This is a genomic window from Rickettsia gravesii BWI-1 (genome assembly GCF_000485845.1).
Classification (GTDB): Bacteria; Pseudomonadota; Alphaproteobacteria; order Rickettsiales; family Rickettsiaceae; genus Rickettsia; species Rickettsia rickettsii.
This window is the reverse complement of record NZ_AWXL01000029.1, coordinates 1-19,874: the sequence shown is the minus strand read 5'-3', so window position 1 is coordinate 19,874 and position 19,874 is coordinate 1. Positions and strand designations below refer to the sequence as shown.

The following is a 19,874-nucleotide window of genomic DNA, read 5'->3' as shown; positions in this document are numbered from 1 at the left end:
AATAATGCTTCGTACGAAGCATTATTAAAAACATATTAAAAGTACTATATATTACAATTATTTATGAGAACCTGCGGCAGCAAGGAAATAGTTTTTCTTAAAAAATACGTAATGCCACGTACGTGGCATTGTAGGACTATAGCATACCGTCCACCTCTTTCTTTACTACTAAACTAAAGAACATATTGCATCCGAAATCACGCCAAGCTATACTTAAGGAGCAGCAAAGAAGAAGCAAGTAGCAGGATACGACAAATATCCTAAAAGTGCCGGCACTTTTAGGATATATAGTCCAATTCTTTTTCTCATGGAATGAAGAAAAAGAAACCACCTGCAGCTAGCTCTCATAAAGGATTATAAGAGTAGAAACTGAATAAAATGGTATAAGAAAATATTATATGACCGAGAAGAGCAAAAAAAGACAACGGATAGAAATGCAGGTAAATTCTGAAACATATGAGTTGATTAGAAGTACTGCACAACGAGGGAATAAATCGGTAAATAGGTATATTATAGATTTGGTAGTAGAGAAATTATCTACTAAATTAGATGAGAAATATGAAATTAAAGAAGAAAATTATAACCAAATTAAAGAGACAAAAATCATAGAACACAGAATAAGATTTACAGAATCAGAGGCAGATAGATTAAAACAGTATGCACAAGAGAACAGCTGGAGCGTGTCCAAAGAAATACGATATAGAGTAATGGGTACAATGGAAGATACAGGAAAAATCAGTCCAAAAGAATTGGAGTTACTGAGAGGAATAAGGGTATCAATTAATGCAGTTGGAAATAATATTAACCGCATTATTAGAGAGAATAGAGTAATGGATCAAACTGGCATTGAGGCATGCAGAATATTATCAATTAATATAGATAAAGTAAGAAATGTAATAATGCAAATTTACGAAAAAAGTAAAGTAAGATTTTCATTAAAAAAAGTGAAATAAGATACTTAATAGGTTATAGTATGGGAGTATATGTAGAAGAAGAATGGCAGTATAAGAAGGTAGGTAATACCGTCCAAAAAATATCATTTAAATCTAGAAAATCTACTTTTACATATAAGATAAATCAGAAAAGGAAAGGTAACACAAGTAGTGGGAAGAAGGGTAGCAGAGAAGTAATAATAAAATTCACAGAAGGAGCTAAATCAAGAGCAGGTATTAGGGAGGCTATAAAATATATTAGCCGTAAGTATGAACTAGCACTATACGATTCAGATGGTATTGATCAGAGAAGCAAGGAGGATATAGAAGGTACTATATTGCGTATGCAAATGAACGCTGATTTACCCGAGGAATATGGCGTTGAACTTACAAAGAGTTTAGTATTTTCACCTCCTAGGATTGCTGGTATTGCACAAGAGGACGCAATAGAGTCGATACGTAGAACATTAACATCAATGTATCCAAACAACTATTTTGTATTAGCATATCATAAGAATACAAAGAACGATCACGTACATGTTGTGATGAATATGGATTCTAATGATGGGAAGCGATTACAAATTAAGGGCAGAGATTTTAAAGAAATGCGTATTAAATTTGCAGAGAATTTAATATCCTATGGATACGATGTTAAGGCAACCATTAAACCGCGTGAGATAAGTCAGGAATGGAAAGAGCTAACATCTCACATCAATAGAAACGAATACGAAGTAGTAGAATTTGGAAGTAGTAGCTATCAGCTAGATAAAACAAAGGATAGGAATAACTATCTTGTCTACAAGACGCATAACGACAAAGAAGTTACTGTATGGGGCAAGGAGATAATTGAAGAGATAAAGAAAAATGATGTAAGAGTAGGTGATAAAATAAAACTAAAGAGAATAGGCTCAAGGGATATTAAAGTACCTGTATATTCTAAAGATGGCAGCGCGATTGTTTTTTGGAAAAATGCCAAGCGGAATATTTGGGAAATGAAGAATTTAAGCCGTGACATAACGATAAAGCCAGACACTGATAAGAATAAGTTTGATGAGATTAGGCTAGATGGCACAGAAAGGCAACGAATGCATATGAAATCACGGGAAGAGTTTAATTATGAGAAAAATATGTTGATTAATCCAGAATATAAGCAAAAATATGAAGAAGAGCAAAAGTTAAAAATTAAACAGAAACATACGTTTAGATTTTTAAGGATATAGCATATGCCACAATTTAGATTGACTCACAAAATGGCTAAAGAATTAAAGATTATCCAATTAAATAATCCCAATAATTGTGCTACATTATATGATGATTGGTATGTAGATGTGATGAGAGTGCTGCGCAAGAAAGTTATTATTTTTATACATATCAATACCAAAATAGCTTTTGCTATTCCAATATATGAAATAGGTAGAATATATTCAATTTTTGAGTGTCTTGCTTTGTTATTTAGAGATTTTCTTTACAAATTAGATTTAGATGAAATAGCAGAACAAGCATATAACTATTTGAATAGTCCTAGATCTTTAATTAACTTTGTTAAAACAAGTGACAAGAGTACTTTACGCTATGCTAGTACTTTTAAATTTTTACTAGATCGTGAAGCAAAAGATCAAATCTTGACTTCTACATCATTTTTGGGTTAGATGATATATGGCAGTGAGTTCAGGTAATAGTACTGACGAAATGATACAGCAGTATATTGATGCACAAGAAGGTGAACCAGTAAATGATGATCGATTTCTAATCGATTCCACTTTATAACCCCTTAGCTTATAGCGGAGGGTTGTTTAGTTTGACGGTGCCGTTATAATCAGTAAATTAGGTTGTATACAAAATAATCAGGATAGAGAATTATTATGGAAGATTTAAGTTGTTGGCAAGACAAGTTTAAAGAATGTATTTATGCTAAAAAGTTGTTAGATAAAGTAACTTCTCTAAATAGTATAGTCAAAACCCCACCGGTAGATGTTGAAGAAGTAAAAAAGGCAATCTATTATGCCAGGAAATATCACGGTACACAGATGCGTCAATCAGGCGAACCTTACTATTCTCATCCGATTGAGGTGGCTTATATGATTTCTGACTATTTATTTAGCACTGATATAATAGTTACAAGTGTATTACATGATGTCATAGAGGACACTGAGCTTACTAAAGAAAAAATAGCTGCATTATTTGGAGATAAAATAGCGGGTCAAATAATGGATTTAACCAGGGTTAAAGAATATGGTAAAATTACCTCTGCTGAAATGGTAGAGATGTTATACAAAGAGAAGAAATATGATGTACTTCTGATAAAGTTATTTGATAGACTGCATAATATGCAGACACTAGGGGTAAAATCTCCTGAAAAAATCAGAAAGATTGTAGATGAAACTCTTAAAAGATTTATAACCCTGAGTATCTATTTTGAAGATCGTATATACGGAGTATCAAGCAAAATAGCAGCATTATGCTATCATTATTCACCTATCAAAAAACGTATGTTACAGGATCAAACAATTATATTTAAGGATAATTACCAGCTTCCTTTTCCAACTTCTCAAAATGCGATAATCCATAATTATATCCACCATATACTGGTATCAAAATAATTAATAATCCCCAATTACCAAAATATTTTATAACATAAATAGTACCGAAAGAGGTTAGTATATATACTATTGCACGTGAAAACGCATATGAAAAGTTACTATAAGTAAATCGTTGAAATATTGGAAAATATTTGAAGAAAATAGGAAATGCTGGTGCTTTAGATGGACCAAATATCACAAAAAACAGTTGTAATAACATCACACAAAATGGCGTTGTTAATCCATGCTCCAATATATATGGACAAAATGGAATAAAAATAAGCATGATCATTATTTTTATTTTTAGTATTTTTAGTGGATATATTCTACGGCTTAAATATGTTATCAATAGCATATTAATCATGGCAACGATTGATACCAAAAAGTTGTGACTAATAACTTCCTCTGGCGTATAACCGAATTGATTTTTAAGAATATTGCCACAATAAATGAAAGCAAAATAAAAAGTTAATGGCCAACTATAATCTACTAAAAATAAAGCTAAAATTCTTTTTTTGTCAGGTTTTTCAGACCAGATAGGGTCATCTTGTAATATTTTGTGATGCGTATCATTATCTTGCAGTATTTTTTTTACTCGTGCTTTTGCATTTGCAAATTCCGGCGTTTCTCTAAGAGCAGTTCTAGCTATCGTTCCTATGAACGCAATTAATGCTCCTATCCAAAACACTATCCTCCAATTTAATGCAAATGAGGTAACAATATATGCCATACATAAAGCGGCGGCACTCCCCACAGCAGCAACAGCATCTATTAATGTTACAACTGAATATTGTGCAGGTGGTTTAGTAATTTCAGTGAGGTAAAGTTGTGCTCCCATCAGTTCTCCCATCGAAGACATACCTTGTACAATGCGACATATAGTCATTATCACAGTGGCAGTAATACCTATTTGAGCATATGTAGGGAGAGTAGCCATAATTATACAGGCTATAGACATCATAAAAGTAGTAATAACTACTGTGACTTTACGCCCAATATGATCACCAATCCAACCAAAAATTAATGCTCCAACGGGTCTAAAAACAAAAGTAGAACAAAATGCTGCTGCTGCATAAAGAGTCATAGTTTCAGGATTAGCTTTTGGGAAAAAAAGCTCATTAATGACCACTGCCATATGCACATAAATCATTAGATCAAAATACTCTAAGAATGTGCCTATAGATAATAAGCCAACAGCTTCCATCCGTTGCCTCACAGTAAGCTCTCCTGCTTCTTGCTGATTTTCCATCATTTTTGCACCTTTCAATTTCTATTATGGACGTACTCCACAATATTTGCTATTAATTGGATCTATTATCATTTCAGTTTTTATTGTTTCTAACACAAATTTTGCTTTTTCTGTAAAATGATATTGTTTTGCTTTTTTATAAATATCATTTCCATGTTGTATTTATATTTCATTTTATAATTTTACTGTCCAGTTTTTGGGTACCATTATAATATTTTTTTACAATAAAAATATTATCTCTGTAACAATATTTATACAAGAAGTATAGCTTAATGCGATAAGGTAGTGACTTAGAGTATGAGTTGGATTATACTAAATGAAAAACTTATGGCAAAAGTATATTATACGATTTAAGAATATGAGTAATACCTCTCATTTTGAACCCTTTTTGATGCTGTTTACTATGTTCTTAAAAAATCACTATCTTATCGCATTAAGCTATATGTTTAGGAGTTGTGCACTTTTAACTATGCAGAGTAAATCTTGGGGGCAAGCCCGAAAGAAGTCTATTGAATAAATTGACTGGATTTAAATTATGAATTAGTGCATTATTTTTGTTGTCAATCTACTTTCAATACAGACTCTGAGATATGTCATATCAGGGAGCATAAATGATGCTAAAATTTTTAAAGTATTATTTTTATATTATAATATTATTAAGTACAAAATCTATGGCATCGCTAAATCCAGAAGCAGAACGATATATATCAAGCATGATTAATAAACATGTACCATATCAGGTAAACGTTCTTAACAATAATTTTATTATCAATAATGTTAACGCTTATCCTCCTGGAAAATTAACTGCCATGTTTGCAAAATTTTTAATAGACAACAATTTAGTAAAAAATAAGGTGTTTGCAGATATAGGATCTGGATGCTTTGCCTTAGGTATAATAGCTGCAAAGAACGGTGCTCATACAATTATTGGTAGTGATATAAGTGAACATGCAATACAATGTGCAAAAGATAATTTGATACTTCATGGTATTACAAAAAATATGTATTTATTTAATGGAGAAGGTGTATTACCGTTGTTACCAAAATTTCTCGGTAAGATAGATATACTTGTCTCAGGGGTGCCTTGGGATAATTTATCTAAAAATGAATTTAACAGTATAATACCTGCAAGACAATCAATCAGCCGTGCTTTTTATGATGTTAATAATGCACTCATAAAAGATATTATGTTGCAAGGTTTTAATTTATTATCAAATCAAGGAAGAATATTTATTACTTCATCACTAAACAAAATTCAACGAATAGAGCAATTATGCTCAGAGTATCAACTAAATTGTAAGATACTTAAAGGCGAGGATATACACAATGATGGTAACACACATTATATATTAGAAATAACTCGTATAAAATAGGTTATATATTTATTTAACTTATAGTAGTTGATATGGAATGGGGTCTGTCAGATTCTTTGTGTAAGTACGAAGTACGAGCATCTGTAATGTGAGTCAATAAGAATTAACAAAATCAGGTATCCAGAAAGAATCATTTTTAATAATGGAATGCATAAAAGCAAGTAGTTTACGCATTACAGCTACTAAAGCGACTTTAGGAGGTTTATGATTATCTATTTTCTCTATCTGTTTTGTTAAACTGGAGAGATGATCATTTAAAGATTGGATGACTACTTGGTTATGTTCAGTATCTAATCTACCAACTTCTTGGGTTTTAAATAATATTAATTGCTCTCTCCTTTTTAATAAACCACCTAATCTTTCTTGATTTTCATTATCATGTTGGCACTTAATTGGTAACTTAAAAACAGTAGCGTAATCATGCAATAGTTTGCTATCAATATTATCAGTTTTGGCAAGCCATCCTTTAGCTTTAGCATAATTACGAACTTTATTAGGATGAACGGTAGTGAAACTAATACTATTTTGTTTTAAGAACTTTCTTAATTGTTGTTCATAACCACCAGTAGATTTATTAACTAGTTGTTGTAAAGATACATAATGTCTAATTAAATACTCTCGTAGTTTACTAAAACCAGGTTCATTATTATTAACTGTAAAAGTTGTATTAATAATAGGTATATAAATATTTAAAGTTTTTTTATCAACGTCAACACCAATATAAGTTATTATCATGTATAGCCTCGTGATTTATAATTAAAGGCAGGGTATGCTACATACTCGTACTCAAGGTTTTGTTCTATACCTTACGACATCTGTTCGTAGTCTTAATCCTGAAGGATGGGACTTAGCTCGCGTACAAAGTCTTTAAGTTAAAGCTTTAATTTCGGATTCAGTTTACCCATCCTACCAAAAATATAATTGATCAAATTATATTTGTCTTGGCCTCTATATTGTACGAGTTTAGGATAAGACATAGTAAAAAAGCTGATACTTATAAGTAATACAAGCTATTTATTAATGATTTTTGACTCAAAAAAATCATTTTTTAAATTGTTAATTTTAATCATCTGTATTCAACACTAGCTTGGGATAAGAGTGTAGTAATAAAGATAATAAGGAATAGTATTTACAATAGTAGAGTGTGGAGTTACATATACTTTTAATCAAAAAAAGTATTTACTCAACAACGAACAGATGTATCACAACTCTATTTTGTATCATAGATAATTATTGTAAAATTTACGAAGAATGGGGAGAAAGTAAATTAATTCCCAGCAGTCGGAAGCGTAAAAGATTAGGACATCTAAGCCTTTCAGAGCTATTAACTATAGTATTATATTTTTATATATCTCCATGCAAAGATTTTAAGAATTATTATTTATATCATCTATCATATAAATATAGAGGTTATTTTAGTCTTCCTAGTTACAGTCGGATAATCCATTTATGGTCAAGATTAGTATTACCTTTAACTATAATGTTACAATTATTTACAGGAGAGGAGATTGGCATATATTTTATTGATTCAAGCAGATTATCTATATGTCATGCAAAACGTACAAATAGTAATAAAGTGTTTAGTGGCATTGCTAAAATAGGTATGAGTAGTTATGGATGGTGTATGGGGTTTAAATTACACATTATAGTTAATAATAAAGGGCAGATTATGGCGATTAAAATAACGAAGGGTAATGCTAGTGATGTGTCTGCTGTAGACTCAATAACCAAGAGATTATGTGGTAAACTATTTGGGGATAAGGCTTATATTTCTAAGGAAGTATCTGCTAAATTATTTAGTCGTGGACTACGCTTATTTACTGGGATTCGCAAAGATATGAAAAATCATTTATTAGATATAGAGGATAAAATACTTCTAAGAAGAAAATCAACAATTGAATCAGTATTTAATGTACTAAAAAACGGAATGAATCTTGAACATACAAGACATCGTTCCCCTATTAATTTCTTAGTTCATATACTTGCTTGTTTAAATGCCTTTAAATTAAATAAATCTAGAAAATTTGTTGCAGTTTTAGCTGATTCTCAAACTCTCTTATCCTAAACTGGCGTTCTAATGCTAATTTGTAATTAAGATGTGACTCAAGACTGAACAGTTTTGATTTTGGTTTGAAAATATTTTTATCTTTGCTGTTGTTGCTTAAAGCAACTGAAGCTAAAGAATGAAGATTGATATTCTCTACAAGTGTAGAACTACTACTACATATACTAAATATATAGATACTTGATATTGCTAGACAGCCTACTGTAACTAACACCAAATATTAGATCGCTACTTAAGTTAATTTCTCCTCCAATACTACCTCCACAAATTCTACTACTATAACCAAGAGCTGTAGCAATGTCTTTTTGCTTAGAACCTCCAAACACGCCACTACTCTATACGCTATAGCTTGGAGCTTGTTCTTGCTCTTCATCACCTGCAGCTACTGCCATCATGCTCCCTATCTCTCTTGTAAGCAATCTATGTCTAATTTGTTTACTTAACATCTTGCTGCCAAAACGCAAATCTTCTCTTGCTCTTGCTACAAAACGTGCTCTTTCAGCTAATACTTCCTGATGCCCAATAGTACTACTATTTGCCTGTACTGGGCTACCCCCAGTATCAGTGATGATCTCTTGATCTAATATATTTTCTACTGCTTCTACTTCTTGATCTTCCGCTAAGCTTTTTGACTGTAATTCCTTCTCTACATCAACCAATGCATCTCGGACAGTTGCTGATGTAATCGGCTGAGATTGTAATGATGCTTCAGAGACAAAAGCATTTGTATCTGAACTACTAATACTACTAGTATTACTACTATCTTCTAACAACTCATCATACCCGCTATCACTATCAGAATATCTGCTAATTACTTCATCTAATTCCTTGACTGCCTCATCTTCTTCAAACTCCCAGTTCTCAAGCTTATCATCATATAATCTATCTTCTAATACTATTAAATCTTCTGTGCTTGTAGACTGATCTTTAATCTCAACTATTTACTATCCTCTAATGATCTTTTACCTCTAATATTAATTGATTCTACAGCATTTATACCTTCAGAATTATCATTACCCTTTAGTGTTAACTGTTCCTTAAGACTACTAATTTCTTGCCTTAAATCAGCAACTATATTGTTGTGAAGTACTGGATCAATGCCAGCAACTACTGTACTGCTATTACCACCACTTTCTTTAGCTTTTTGCTCCCTCATAGCCTTCGCATGTTCTGCTGCTTTTCTTTGTTTCTCTATCTCTACTTCTGCCTCTATCTGTTTAGCCTTAATAGCCCATTCCTTCTCCTTTTGTTTGCGAAGCGTTGCAGCCTTTTCTTTATTCGCAGCTATCTTTTGTGATATCTCATTATCCCTTGCTTTTTGCTCCTCAGCTGTTAATACTATTACCTGTTTGACTGACTTCTTGAACTTATTGTTCTTTTTCTCTCCAACTATGTCTTTACGTCTTTTCTCAAGCATATTAGGTAACTGACTCATTAGATCCCCATTACTACTTACAACAACCACCGGTTTTGGCTCTTGCTTCACTTTCTGTAACTTAAAAAGTTTTCCTCCAAAATCTCTAATAGATTGTAGTAATGCTGTTTTCTTATCTGATTTACTACTACCAGCATCACTGAGCAAATCAGGCTGACTTAGTGCCATAGGAGGAGCTGGATGAACTGGGACCACATCAGGTAATATTACAGGTGGCACTATGTCTGGCATAGGTGGTGGTGTCACTGGTGGATTTGATGGTATTAAATCAGGCAACGGTAACTGTGATACTACATCAAGTAAATTGTTGCTTAAGGCAATAGCTTCAAATGTAACCTCTTTCTTTCTAGAGGTATTTGCTTTACTCTTTGGTAACTTGTCTCCCGCAAATACTTCTCCCGTAATCATTGATAAAAATATCAATGATACTGTAGCTACTCGTGCCATCTTGCTGTACTTAGATTGGGACTTATGATTGTTTTGATTTGTACTCCCTCTATACTTCCTACTATAGTAGCTCTCGCTCCTACTGCTGGACAAAAAGTAATCGGGTGTTAGGGATTGAGGAGTGGTGTTAGAAACATTGTATTTTTCACATGCTCTTCTAGAACGTGTTAGTTTGTTTTGTATCATATGTGTAATGGATTAAATGTTCATAGTCATATAAAGCTAGTAAATACTGGAGTTCAGCAAAAACTTATATTTACCTTTTTATAATAACAATAAATTATACTTGCAGTCAATATATTTTTACTTGTGCAAGTAATTTTTTTAAAACTAGAACCAAACTGGTTCGGAATTGTGGTGGTTCTAGAACTGGTCTAGAGTCGTTGTACAATTATATTTGATTTAGTGTAGAACTGGTGCTATATTAATAATATTATAATTATTATGACCGTGAGTAGAGCTAAGATTATATTATTTGGTGGGGAAAAAGGTGGCGTAGGAAAAAGTACCATGACTACTAATGTTGCCACAGAATTAAGTATGCGTAATGCAGAGGTAATAATTATTGATACCGATCCTCAAAAAACTTCAGTCAATTGGGTAGATAGACGTAATAATATTGTTGACAAAGGTGGTATAAAAATAAATGCTGTCTCCCGTGATGGAAATATTATAGATACAGTACAAAATTTTTCACAGAAGTATGACATAGTATTAATTGATGCCTCTGGGCGAGATAGCCAGAGCCTGAGAACTGGATTAACTGTAGCAGATAAGTTTTATTGTCCTATTAGGGCTAGCCAGGCGGACTTAGAAACATTACCTCATGTTTGCGATATTATTGCTATTGCCAAAAGTTTTAATAAAAGTCTAGAATGTTCTGTTATTGTCTCTTGTGCCCCTACAAATCCTATGATCAATGAAGTTAGTGATGCTATTAATTTATTAGAGGATTTCTCTGAATATTTTTCGCTCTCAAGAATTTTTATAAGAGAAAGGAAAATATATAGGGACGCTTTACTAAGTGGTAATGGAGTAGTTGAATTAGAAAATAATAAAGCTCGTGTTGAAATAAAACAGTTGGTAGATGAATTATTAGGAGAAAAATGTATTTTATGAGTAAGTTTAAAGTAACTAAACCTATTAATTATTTTAATACTGATACTAATATCAAAGTTCAGTCTTTTGCATCAGGTGCGGATAGTCATTCCGTTTCTAACTTTGAATTAGACAAACATGCCAAAGCTACAAAATCATTCACCATTCCACTAAATGAGTATGAACTTGCGGTACTTAAAACTGTTGCCAGTAAATTAGATAGATCTCAGAGATACGTAGCTAGACGTTTTCTAATCAAAGCTTTACTTGAGGAGGTGAATCTATAATTCTTCCTATTATTTTATCAATAGAAACATGAAAGAAATCAGCTAATTTAATCAGGGTATTACTACTTAATAATTTCTTGCGGCTATCCTCTTTTATGAAATCAAATAAAACTGTCTCGCCTATTTTTAATTTTTTAGATAAAGTGTATGCATCTATGTTGTTTTCCTGCATTTTCTCATTTAAAAATTGCTTAATATTCATTCTTATTTCTTCATATGTAACTCTTTTTATTTTGCATTTTTTATTAGAAACTTGTTTTCTGTCAATTATTTCATCTATTGTCACTTGAAAGAAATCAGCTATTTTTATAAGAGTCGATATTTCTTGATTGCCCCTTGTTCCTTTTACGATACTATATAATGTGCTATATGCAATATCTACAGAGCTAGCTAAATCAACTATTCTTAAATCTTCTTCCTTGAGTTTCTTCTCAAGAAATTTTTGTATATAATCAGATGTGCTCATCTTAATGTTTTACTTGCTAAAGTGCAATTATTCTTGACTATCACCAAATTTAAATTTAGTCTCTCTGTATTATATAAACAAAAAGCTAGTAAACACAAGTTTTTGCTGAACTCCAGTATTTACTAGCTTTATATGACTATGAACATTTAATCCATAACTAACATAGTAAAATGACTTTACCACACATTGAACAAAAACACAATAGTAATCAAACATCCCTACAGTACATAGGCAATTTAACCTATCACCAAGGCAAAAGTGCCACTAGTTATGATAGTGTTAATTCCTTAACTACTCATAATAATTATTATACCTTGCTATATCCTGCTTTAGTGCAAGAATTATTTAATTTCTCGTTGCATAAACGCAACACTTATACAAATATTTTACATTTCTTATGTGATTCAGATAAAAATCTAAATAAATCCTCTAATCAAGACGACTCGTTGTCACCACGAGACATATTATTTTTCTTACAAATTGTTTCATTGTACCAACTAGAACTAAGAAAAGGTAATTCTTCTATTACCTATCCATCTTTGAAACTTGCTAAAATTCTTGGTGTTGATATTTCTTGTGATACTGCAAATCTCTTAGGTAATGCTAATATGAGAGCTTTTATTTTAAAGATGACAGCTAAACTTGAGTCTTTAGGACTACTTAAAGTCTGTAGAAGAAAAAGAAACAACGGTATGGACAAGGCTAATAAGTTAATACCTATTCTTCCTGATAAATTATATGCAAGAATTAAAGATTCACCAGCTAACTTAAAAATTAGTGATAGTTCTAAATTAGATTATGAATCTAACCTTGATCATATACTTAGAACTAAACTATTTATTCCAATTGAGCTAGAATTTATGAAACATCTATTTAAAGATAATGTGCCTCCTAAATACAAATTATTCTTCTTAAACTGTATTATGTCCGCTTATAGGAACTTTAGACAAAAAAGTGTTAATAGTAGTTTCTATGATAGCCAGGGTAATTTTATTGATTTAACTCAAAAACTTTCTTTTTCTGCTACATCTCGTGAATTGATGAAAAAGAATAACATAAGTCGTAGTACTCTTGATAGGATATTTAGATATGTCAAACAACAAGGTGATAACTTCTTTCTAAAAGTAGAACATAAATACACAAGAACAAACGACATTGATTGTAATAGATATGACAAATCTATTTTTGTCATATCTATTAATCCTTTAGTATTTCCTATTTCCAGTACTAACCTTGATAAACTTAAAAGGTTTCATGAGGAGGAATTAGAAAGTGGTGATATGAATGATGAGGACCATATGAACTATCGAAATTATATAGATGATGTAAGTAGTAGCGATGGTAAAAATGATAGTATTAATCATGACAAGTTACAAGGTAGTAATTCTTCGACTTTTGCTGATACCTATGAGGTTCTTAAAACGGTATGGTCAAAAAAGCAGCCTAGCATAATCAAAAAAACAGCCCTTAATAATAAAGATATAATAATACAGAATAAAGATATAGATTATATAGATGCAAATTCTAAAGAATCATCTATATCTTGTTCAAGTTCTACTTTAAATTCTGAGACACACTACAAAGAAGAGTTTTTTGAAGACAAGCTTTGCTTGTCTTCATCTGAATTTTATAATAATTCTTCTTTTTTTGATAATTCTAGTAAAAGCAAGAATGTATCTGAACAAAAAGAACTAAGGCATTTCTACCCAATATCTGAAAAAGACATAAGTATACTGAACTCTAGAGCAAATAGAGAATTTAGCACTAACTTCGTAAACCAGTTACTGTTAAAACTCTACATCAAATATCCAGAGAAGAGATTTAAGAACAAATTCACCTTCTTAAGCTACATGGAGAAGATCTTAGCCAACGAGAAGCACCAAGGACCTCTTGTGAATCATACAACATTTAGGTTTGGCTGTAACATAGGTACAGAAGAGAAGAACATACTTGAATATGAGAAATACTTAAATCAAATAGAGAGCTCCTTGGATACCAGTAAAGAGATGTGTGCCAAAAAGAAGATAGCAGGGCGATTTAACAGCGAAGTGGCATACAAGATACTAACTCAGGTAGAATTTAAGAAAAACCATGATCATAGCTTTATAACTGCATTAGTTCCTAGTAGTATTGGTTTAAGCGAGAGACAAATAGAAATATTAGGTGAGCAGCTAGAAGCAGTACATGGTATTAATGGGTATTATGTTCAGGAGACAGAGGATGTAGGATATGATGCACAGGATAAAGGAAAAAGAAATGGCACAGAGGCAAAAGAAGAAATACAATACTCTGAAATCACAAAATCCTCTGTTATCTCTAATAACACGGTTGTTGGTAAGGAAGAGGAATTAGATACCGTTGAAAAAGACAATGTATGGCACAAAATCAGGAAAGGGTTAATAGAAGAGTTAGGTGAGAATATAGACAATGTGTGGTTCTCTAAAGCAGTAGCCGTTGGGTGCCAGGAAACAAAAACCTTGACGCTAACAATGCCTACAAGGTTCATGGCGGACTTTATGCGTAATAACTACTCGTATGTGATACGAAGATTGGCAAGTAGTGTAGGTATTAAGAGCGTGGAGTATGTTAAAATGTGAGCATTTAAATGTGTATAACGCACTTTTTCTGTGTTGTTGAATGAATCAGGATGTGTAGGAAATATTAGGAGTCAAATGATTTAAAATATGGTATTTAGACAGTATTTTAAAGTATTGAATATTCGTGTGTTATCACAGAAGGTTAAGTGCACTCGAAACTGGTCGCAGTACAACGAGAATTTAGTGAATAGAGGCAGGCTAACATTATTTATAGATAAGAATTTTGCAGATTTGTGGTATGTCAAATATGATAAAACTTCACAACGTTCTAGAGACGGTCAAATAAAATATACAGACTCTGCGATTGTTTCATTATTGTCATTGAGATATGTATTTAAGTTGCCTCTGCGTGCAATGGAAGGATTAGCGCAAAGCCTAATAGCTATAGTTGGTCTAAATAGTGACGTACCAGAATATAGTTCACTTTGAATTTAGAATAGCTTTTGACCAATTAAATTAAATCATCAAATAAATCTTATTAGCAATGAAATCACAACATCAAAACTTGCAAGACCATAGATCCCGAAACTACAACGCTCAAGCAGCTAATTTAAACGCTAAGGTAGTAATGCCAGTAACAGAAGAAACATTAAATCAAGATAACAGAATTTGTTACAAAAGCCGAAGAGAAGAATTAAAAACATCATAGAGCAAAAAAAGCAAATACAAGAAACTAGAACGAAGAATTAAGTGTAAAACACTACACTTAATCTAACAGATAAGGATTGATTAAGCAGGAGTCTTTCCAATTAACTGTGTAAATTTTTTCAAAGCCCTATATTCTTTCTTCAAATTTAATTAAAAAATGTGCCATAGCCGCGTTCCAATTTGGGACAGGCATAGACCATTTTCTAGTCATATAATCAATTACCAAATATAACCTTTGAGAAATTTACACACTTATTTGGACAGAGCCTTAAGCAGCAAAAGAGCTGTCAGACAAGTAAGAGTTAATAGACTTATCTTGAGCAATTTTAATGCTATCCTTGAAAGTTTGCATAGAAGTTTTTCCATAACAGAACTTTCCAGAATGAGGTCTAGTGGTGTTATATTTATTTAAATATTGATCTAAGTCAATCTGTAAATCCTATAATGAGCTATAAATCTTTTTACGGAAAGCTATATCATAAAACTCATCTTTTAAAGTTCTATGTAATCTTTCGCATATTCCATTAGTTTGAGGAGAACGAGCTTTAGTTTTAGTATGATCAATATTTTCTATAGCCAAATATAACTCAAAAGCATGATGTTCTACCTTGCCACAATATTTCGTTCCTCTATCTGTAAGGATTCTCAGTAGTGATACATCATGATTATTAAAGAAAGGTATTACCTTATCATTTAAAATATCACAGTATAGAGTTTGCAAATAGCCACTCTGGAATAAGTGTCAATAAAGGTTTGTTGGTATATTCTACCTACTCCTTTCATATTACCGACATAATAGGTGTCTTGTGCACCAAATAACCTGGATGCTGAGTATCGATTTCTCCATGTGCATCTTTAATTTGTTTTGCTTTTTCTAAAGCAGCTAGTTGTTCTTCTGTCAGTAAGATACCGTCCTGTACAGATTTAGCTTCTAAAGCTTTGAGTCGTTTCTTTAGAGTCTCAAGATCATTGCGTAGCCAGATAGAACGTACACCACTAGACGAAACTATAATACCTTGCTTCATTAGTTTTTGGCTTGCACGAAGCTGACCAAGAGCCGGATTTTCTATAGCAAGATTTATTACTGCTTGTTCTATATGTTCTGATACGCGATTCTTCACTATAGGTTTCTTACGACTCATATCCACAAGAGCTGCTTCTCCGCCCATCTCATACAGTTCTTTAAATCGGTAAAAGCTATCTCTTGAATAGCCCATTACTTTACATGCTGTGCTTACACTACCAAGTTGTTTCGCAAGTTCTAATAATCCTAATTTTGGTTTGATTATTTTTTGATCATTATGATTACTAACTTCTTAGGTTTCTACATATACATAAACTATTCTAATTTCAATCTTAATATGTCAGATCAAATATGAACGTTTACAAATTAAGTAAAGATACAGATGGAAAGTAGGCTTTAACTACTTTCCATCAAGAATAGTTAGGATATTTTAATTTTCTTAGCTTTACTTTGTTCTTTTTTAGGTATTTTTATAGACAATATACCATCCTTAAAGTTTGCTTCTACATGTTCTTCATCCACATTAGATGGTAGACTAATAGAGCGGGAGAAAGAACCATAATAGCGTTCTTGCATATGATAATTATGATCTTTTTTCTCAGCAGATTGTGCCTTTTTCCCTTCAATAGTTAGGATACTACTATCTATTTTGAGATCAATATTATCTTGTGTTACACCAGGTAACTCCACCTCTAGATTATATTCAGATTCATTTTCAGTAATATCTATTCTAGGCGTTAACATTCTATCATTGTAAGAGACGGGGTAAGAAAATGAAGCTATTTCATTAAAGAAGTTATTAAAAATATCATCAACATAACTTCGTTTATTAGCATTAGTTTGTAATTCTGATTTATTTCTAATACGTGGTAAATTAAAAGACATAAGTACCTCCATAAGTTCAATAAATAATGTTTATTAATAATAGTTAAGCAAAATTTAAATAAATATTATTACCTATTGGATAGGAATTTCTTTTGCATCTTTCTCTTTAACCTCAATACGAGGTAGAGTAATAGTTAGGATACCATTCTTTAAGTTTGAAGAAATATTATTTTGATCTACATCCTCATATAAAGAAATGACATAATTGAAATTTCGCTTTGCATCATCTGAAGTATCAGATTTATTATCTTTTTCTATATTTCCAGTAACAAATAATTTATTACTACTTACTTTAACTTTGATTTGACTTTTATCATACCCTGGTACCTCTAATATTAGGCTATATTGTTTATCTTTAGTAATAAATTTAGTTCTTATAGAACTAGAGCTATATGTAGATAGTCTATGATTAAACATACTATCCAAGTAGTAATCGAAAACAGAAAAAGGACGTAAATCTGGGGGATGTCGTAGATAAATATTCTGAGTCTTGTTATCAGTTTTACTAACATTATCAGCTGCAATAACTGGGTTAGTAAATAAGAGTATAATAATACAAGATAAAAAATATGATTTGATATTGTTATATAACATACATACCTCTTAGGATTTATATAATATATAAGATTTGTGAACCTACTTAAGTAAGGCTTCACACTTAAAATATAAGTATTAAAAGGTAGAAATTCAATAGCACAAAAGTGCACCGTCAAGTTTAGAGAGATAAAAATTAAGTATTGTGCAAATACAAGAAACTAGAGAGAAGAATTGATTAAGATGCATTGGAAAGTAGTAATCCCTACTTTCCAAAAAGAATAGCTAGGATTTGTTTTTAATAAGGTTGTTGATTTCAGAGATGGAGAGCCCAGTGACTTTAGAGATAAAAGAAATATCGGAGTTAGCAGTAAGCATATTTCTAGCTACTTCCATAGTTCTCTTAGCTTCCCCAATCTGTATACCTTCGGTTCTACCAATCTGCATGCCTTGAGCAATACCCTCATCAATATATTTATCAGCAATAGTTCTCATAAGTTCCTCTTGATCTGTTTTATTTAGATGTTTTGCTATAATCTTAGCAAGCTCTACTTGTTTATCTTCAGATACCTTAGCATCACTATACCACAATAACCACTTAATGTAAATAAAGCCATTTTTCTTATCTACTTCAATACTACTTTCAAACTTCTCAAGTAAACTTTGCCAAAGATTTAAGATATTCCGAGCCTTGATATGTTTAAGCATATACTCCATCATACCAAGATGCTTCTTTTGCTCTATTTCACCATCACTTTGTTTTTGCAAATCAACAAGTAAGTATTCATGCGACATGAGCTCTTTGGCAGTCTTACTATCTTCAAATAACTCCCAAAAACTCCTTGGAGCATTATAAGGCTTATCATTTGCATATACTACGATAGGACATATTAGAGGTAGTTTATCTCTTTCTTGCTTATTCTTTTTATTTGCATCTTTATGTCTTTCACATAATAAAAGCATATACTGCCACAGTCTAAAGGCAATCCAGTAATCACTATTAGACTGATGTTCTATCAGAACGTATACGTAAGCTTTGTCATTATTGACACTTTCAGTAGTACTATCTTTAATATTATCATTTTTTAAAGAAACAGAATAAACAACATCACTGAGTCTTTTTCTTAAGTCCTCAGTCATAAAGCTTTCTTTTTCTATTTTAATACTATTTAGATTAATCTTGTTTTGAAATGATACTGGTAAATAATGTTCTAGAAACTCACGAGCAGCTACAGGCTCACTCATGACCTTTTTAAATAATTCATCATGTCTTGGACGCTCAGAAGCATCGCTATTTGCACGAAGGTCTATTTGCTCGTTATTACTAATATTTTTTTCATTCATTATGTCGGTTGTATTTCGTTGCTAACAGTTTTTGCAGCATTAGCAACATTATTAGGCTTCTTAACAAACTTCGGCTTCTTAATTATAGGCGGTATTTCTTTTTTAGTCACTAACGTTGCAGGTGATCCATCAAGATTAAATCTCTGAGCTCCTTCTACCAGCTTCTCTTTATATTTAAAACTACCACAATATCTATGAAAAAATCTACTTAATTGATTATTAGGAAACTTGCCATTTAATATATTCTTTAGTTCAAGATGGATACCGATAGCTAGAAGCTTGATGTCTTTAGAGAAACATTCAGGATAATCAGTAGGATAATCAGTCTGCAATTTAGTTAAGATGCTAAAGTATTCCTTTTTGTGTCTTTTAATCTTCGCTTTCATGATTTCTTCGGGACTTGCTACCACCTTATTACTTGCTGCGGCTTCTTGTTTTTTGTTCTTCTTTTCATCCTTGCTTTTAGCTTTAGGAGCATCTGTAGCTGCTTCTTTTTGGAGAGGATTATCAGACATACTACTTGCATCAGATTTGCACGCATTGCTACCAGCTTTGCCTACTTTTGCAGGAGCTATGTCGTCTTCTCGAGGTTTCTCAAAGACCACGACTTTCTTAGATGCAAGACCTGGCACTAAAGATGTAGCGTTAGTATTAAGAGTTAATGGTTTTGCACCAAAATTAAGCTTTAGCTTAGGTTTATCTGTGTTTGTTAATGTATTCATATATAGCTCTTGTTAGATAGTATTCTTTTTACGTAATTTAGACTTATTAGAAAGTTTTAAGAATTCATTAATGATAGGGTGATCTTTGTTATCTACAAATAATATTTTAGCTATATTAATATATTGCAGTAATTGTATCAAAATATTCTGATAAATCACAATATAAATAAATAATGCTTCGTACGAAGC

At 31.8% G+C, this 19,874-nt stretch carries 21 protein-coding genes and 2 pseudogenes; 12 read left to right on the top strand and 11 right to left on the bottom strand.

The genetic code is table 11. The features are described from left to right. Positions 1–398: 398 nt before the first annotated feature. The 5 genes and pseudogenes from RGRA_RS0108090 (at position 399) to RGRA_RS0108075 (ending at position 3,532) form a co-directional block, all read left to right on the top strand. A complete protein-coding gene (locus RGRA_RS0108090; RefSeq protein ID WP_017443569.1) occupies positions 399–953 on the top strand; it encodes a hypothetical protein in 555 nt (184 codons plus the stop codon). Between the two features lie 20 nt (positions 954–973). Then, on the top strand, positions 974–2,152 hold the full coding sequence (mobP1, locus tag RGRA_RS0108085) for a MobP1 family relaxase (RefSeq protein WP_017443570.1): 1,179 nt from the start codon (positions 974–976) through the stop codon (positions 2,150–2,152). 3 nt (positions 2,153–2,155) lie between these two features. After that, complete coding sequence (locus RGRA_RS0108080; RefSeq protein ID WP_157668049.1) at positions 2,156–2,581, top strand: DUF6933 domain-containing protein; 426 nt, start codon at positions 2,156–2,158, stop codon at positions 2,579–2,581. Then, positions 2,565–2,699, top strand: a pseudogene (locus tag RGRA_RS14810) (IS200/IS605 family transposase); the annotation flags it as partial. The gene RGRA_RS0108080 and the pseudogene RGRA_RS14810, both read left to right, overlap by 17 nt. A gap of 95 nt (positions 2,700–2,794) precedes the next feature. Further along, entirely contained in the window at positions 2,795–3,532 is a 738-nt protein-coding gene (locus tag RGRA_RS0108075) for an HD domain-containing protein (protein ID WP_017443551.1), read from the top strand. Here RGRA_RS0108075 and RGRA_RS0108070 read toward each other — a convergent pair. After that, on the bottom strand, positions 3,447–4,763 hold the full coding sequence (locus RGRA_RS0108070) for an MFS transporter (RefSeq protein ID WP_024547413.1): 1,317 nt from the start codon (positions 4,761–4,763) through the stop codon (positions 3,447–3,449). The two genes, RGRA_RS0108075 and RGRA_RS0108070, sit on opposite strands and share 86 nt — an antisense overlap. Positions 4,764–5,431: 668 nt before the next feature. Here RGRA_RS0108070 and RGRA_RS0108065 point away from each other — a divergent pair. After that, positions 5,432–6,133, top strand: a complete 702-nt coding sequence (locus RGRA_RS0108065; protein WP_236609865.1) for a 50S ribosomal protein L11 methyltransferase — start codon at positions 5,432–5,434, stop codon at positions 6,131–6,133. 93 nt (positions 6,134–6,226) lie between these two features. Here RGRA_RS0108065 and RGRA_RS0108060 read toward each other — a convergent pair whose 3' ends face one another. After that, positions 6,227–6,868, bottom strand: a complete 642-nt coding sequence (locus RGRA_RS0108060) for an IS110 family transposase (RefSeq protein ID WP_017443554.1) — start codon at positions 6,866–6,868, stop codon at positions 6,227–6,229. Between the two features lie 442 nt (positions 6,869–7,310). Here RGRA_RS0108060 and RGRA_RS09585 point away from each other — a divergent pair, with 442 nt between their 5' ends. Continuing rightward, the gene (locus tag RGRA_RS09585; protein ID WP_051354068.1) at positions 7,311–8,198 is read left to right on the top strand and encodes an IS982 family transposase; all 888 of its coding nucleotides are present in this window, start codon (positions 7,311–7,313) and stop codon (positions 8,196–8,198) included. A gap of 164 nt (positions 8,199–8,362) precedes the next feature. Here RGRA_RS09585 and RGRA_RS12035 read toward each other — a convergent pair whose 3' ends face one another. The 3 genes from RGRA_RS12035 to RGRA_RS0108045 all read right to left on the bottom strand — a co-directional run bounded on the left by RGRA_RS12035 (position 8,363) and on the right by RGRA_RS0108045 (position 10,080). After that, a complete protein-coding gene (locus tag RGRA_RS12035; protein WP_017443556.1) occupies positions 8,363–8,524 on the bottom strand; it encodes a hypothetical protein in 162 nt (53 codons plus the stop codon). Between the two features lie 9 nt (positions 8,525–8,533). Then, the gene (locus RGRA_RS0108050; RefSeq protein WP_017443557.1) at positions 8,534–8,971 is read right to left on the bottom strand and encodes a hypothetical protein; all 438 of its coding nucleotides are present in this window, start codon (positions 8,969–8,971) and stop codon (positions 8,534–8,536) included. A gap of 164 nt (positions 8,972–9,135) precedes the next feature. Beyond that, positions 9,136–10,080 (bottom strand): hypothetical protein, encoded by a 945-nt coding sequence (locus RGRA_RS0108045; protein WP_017443558.1) that lies wholly within the window; start codon positions 10,078–10,080, stop codon positions 9,136–9,138. 444 nt (positions 10,081–10,524) lie between these two features. Between RGRA_RS0108045 and RGRA_RS0108040 the strand changes: the two genes are divergently transcribed. Both RGRA_RS0108040 and RGRA_RS0108035 read left to right on the top strand, forming a co-directional pair. Then, positions 10,525–11,199, top strand: coding sequence for an AAA family ATPase (locus RGRA_RS0108040; RefSeq protein ID WP_017443559.1), 675 nt, complete (start codon positions 10,525–10,527; stop codon positions 11,197–11,199). Then, positions 11,196–11,465, top strand: coding sequence for a hypothetical protein (locus RGRA_RS0108035; protein ID WP_157668048.1), 270 nt, complete (start codon positions 11,196–11,198; stop codon positions 11,463–11,465). Before RGRA_RS0108040 ends, RGRA_RS0108035 begins: the two co-directional genes overlap by 4 nt. Here the strand turns inward: RGRA_RS0108035 and RGRA_RS0108030 are convergent. Then, positions 11,434–11,931 carry a helix-turn-helix transcriptional regulator gene (locus tag RGRA_RS0108030; RefSeq protein ID WP_017443561.1) on the bottom strand — a complete coding sequence of 166 codons (498 nt, stop codon included), beginning with the start codon at positions 11,929–11,931 and terminating at the stop codon, positions 11,434–11,436. The genes RGRA_RS0108035 and RGRA_RS0108030 overlap by 32 nt on opposite strands. A 170-nt stretch (positions 11,932–12,101) precedes the next feature. Between RGRA_RS0108030 and RGRA_RS0108025 the strand changes: the two genes are divergently transcribed. The 3 genes from RGRA_RS0108025 (at position 12,102) to RGRA_RS12030 (ending at position 15,177) form a co-directional block, all read left to right on the top strand. Further along, positions 12,102–14,528, top strand: a complete 2,427-nt coding sequence (locus RGRA_RS0108025; protein ID WP_017443562.1) for a DnaA N-terminal domain-containing protein — start codon at positions 12,102–12,104, stop codon at positions 14,526–14,528. An 87-nt stretch (positions 14,529–14,615) separates the two neighbouring features. Next, on the top strand, positions 14,616–14,957 hold the full coding sequence (locus tag RGRA_RS14770; protein WP_024547411.1) for a transposase: 342 nt from the start codon (positions 14,616–14,618) through the stop codon (positions 14,955–14,957). 55 nt (positions 14,958–15,012) lie between these two features. Next, a complete protein-coding gene (locus tag RGRA_RS12030; RefSeq protein ID WP_157668047.1) occupies positions 15,013–15,177 on the top strand; it encodes a hypothetical protein in 165 nt (54 codons plus the stop codon). Between the two features lie 267 nt (positions 15,178–15,444). Here the strand turns inward: RGRA_RS12030 and RGRA_RS11290 are convergent. The 5 genes and pseudogenes from RGRA_RS11290 to RGRA_RS09575 all read right to left on the bottom strand — a co-directional run bounded on the left by RGRA_RS11290 (position 15,445) and on the right by RGRA_RS09575 (position 19,685). Next, positions 15,445–16,465, bottom strand: a pseudogene (locus RGRA_RS11290) (IS481 family transposase). A gap of 155 nt (positions 16,466–16,620) precedes the next feature. Beyond that, positions 16,621–17,085, bottom strand: a complete 465-nt coding sequence (locus RGRA_RS0108010) for an Hsp20/alpha crystallin family protein (RefSeq protein WP_024547410.1) — start codon at positions 17,083–17,085, stop codon at positions 16,621–16,623. A gap of 72 nt (positions 17,086–17,157) precedes the next feature. After that, a complete protein-coding gene (locus RGRA_RS0108005; RefSeq protein WP_017443566.1) occupies positions 17,158–17,679 on the bottom strand; it encodes an Hsp20/alpha crystallin family protein in 522 nt (173 codons plus the stop codon). A 225-nt stretch (positions 17,680–17,904) separates the two neighbouring features. Next, the gene (locus tag RGRA_RS0108000) at positions 17,905–18,963 is read right to left on the bottom strand and encodes an Rpn family recombination-promoting nuclease/putative transposase (RefSeq protein WP_017443567.1); all 1,059 of its coding nucleotides are present in this window, start codon (positions 18,961–18,963) and stop codon (positions 17,905–17,907) included. Beyond that, on the bottom strand, positions 18,963–19,685 hold the full coding sequence (locus RGRA_RS09575; protein ID WP_017443568.1) for a ProQ/FINO family protein: 723 nt from the start codon (positions 19,683–19,685) through the stop codon (positions 18,963–18,965). The genes RGRA_RS0108000 and RGRA_RS09575 overlap by 1 nt, the downstream gene beginning before the upstream one ends. Positions 19,686–19,874 lie beyond the last annotated feature (189 nt).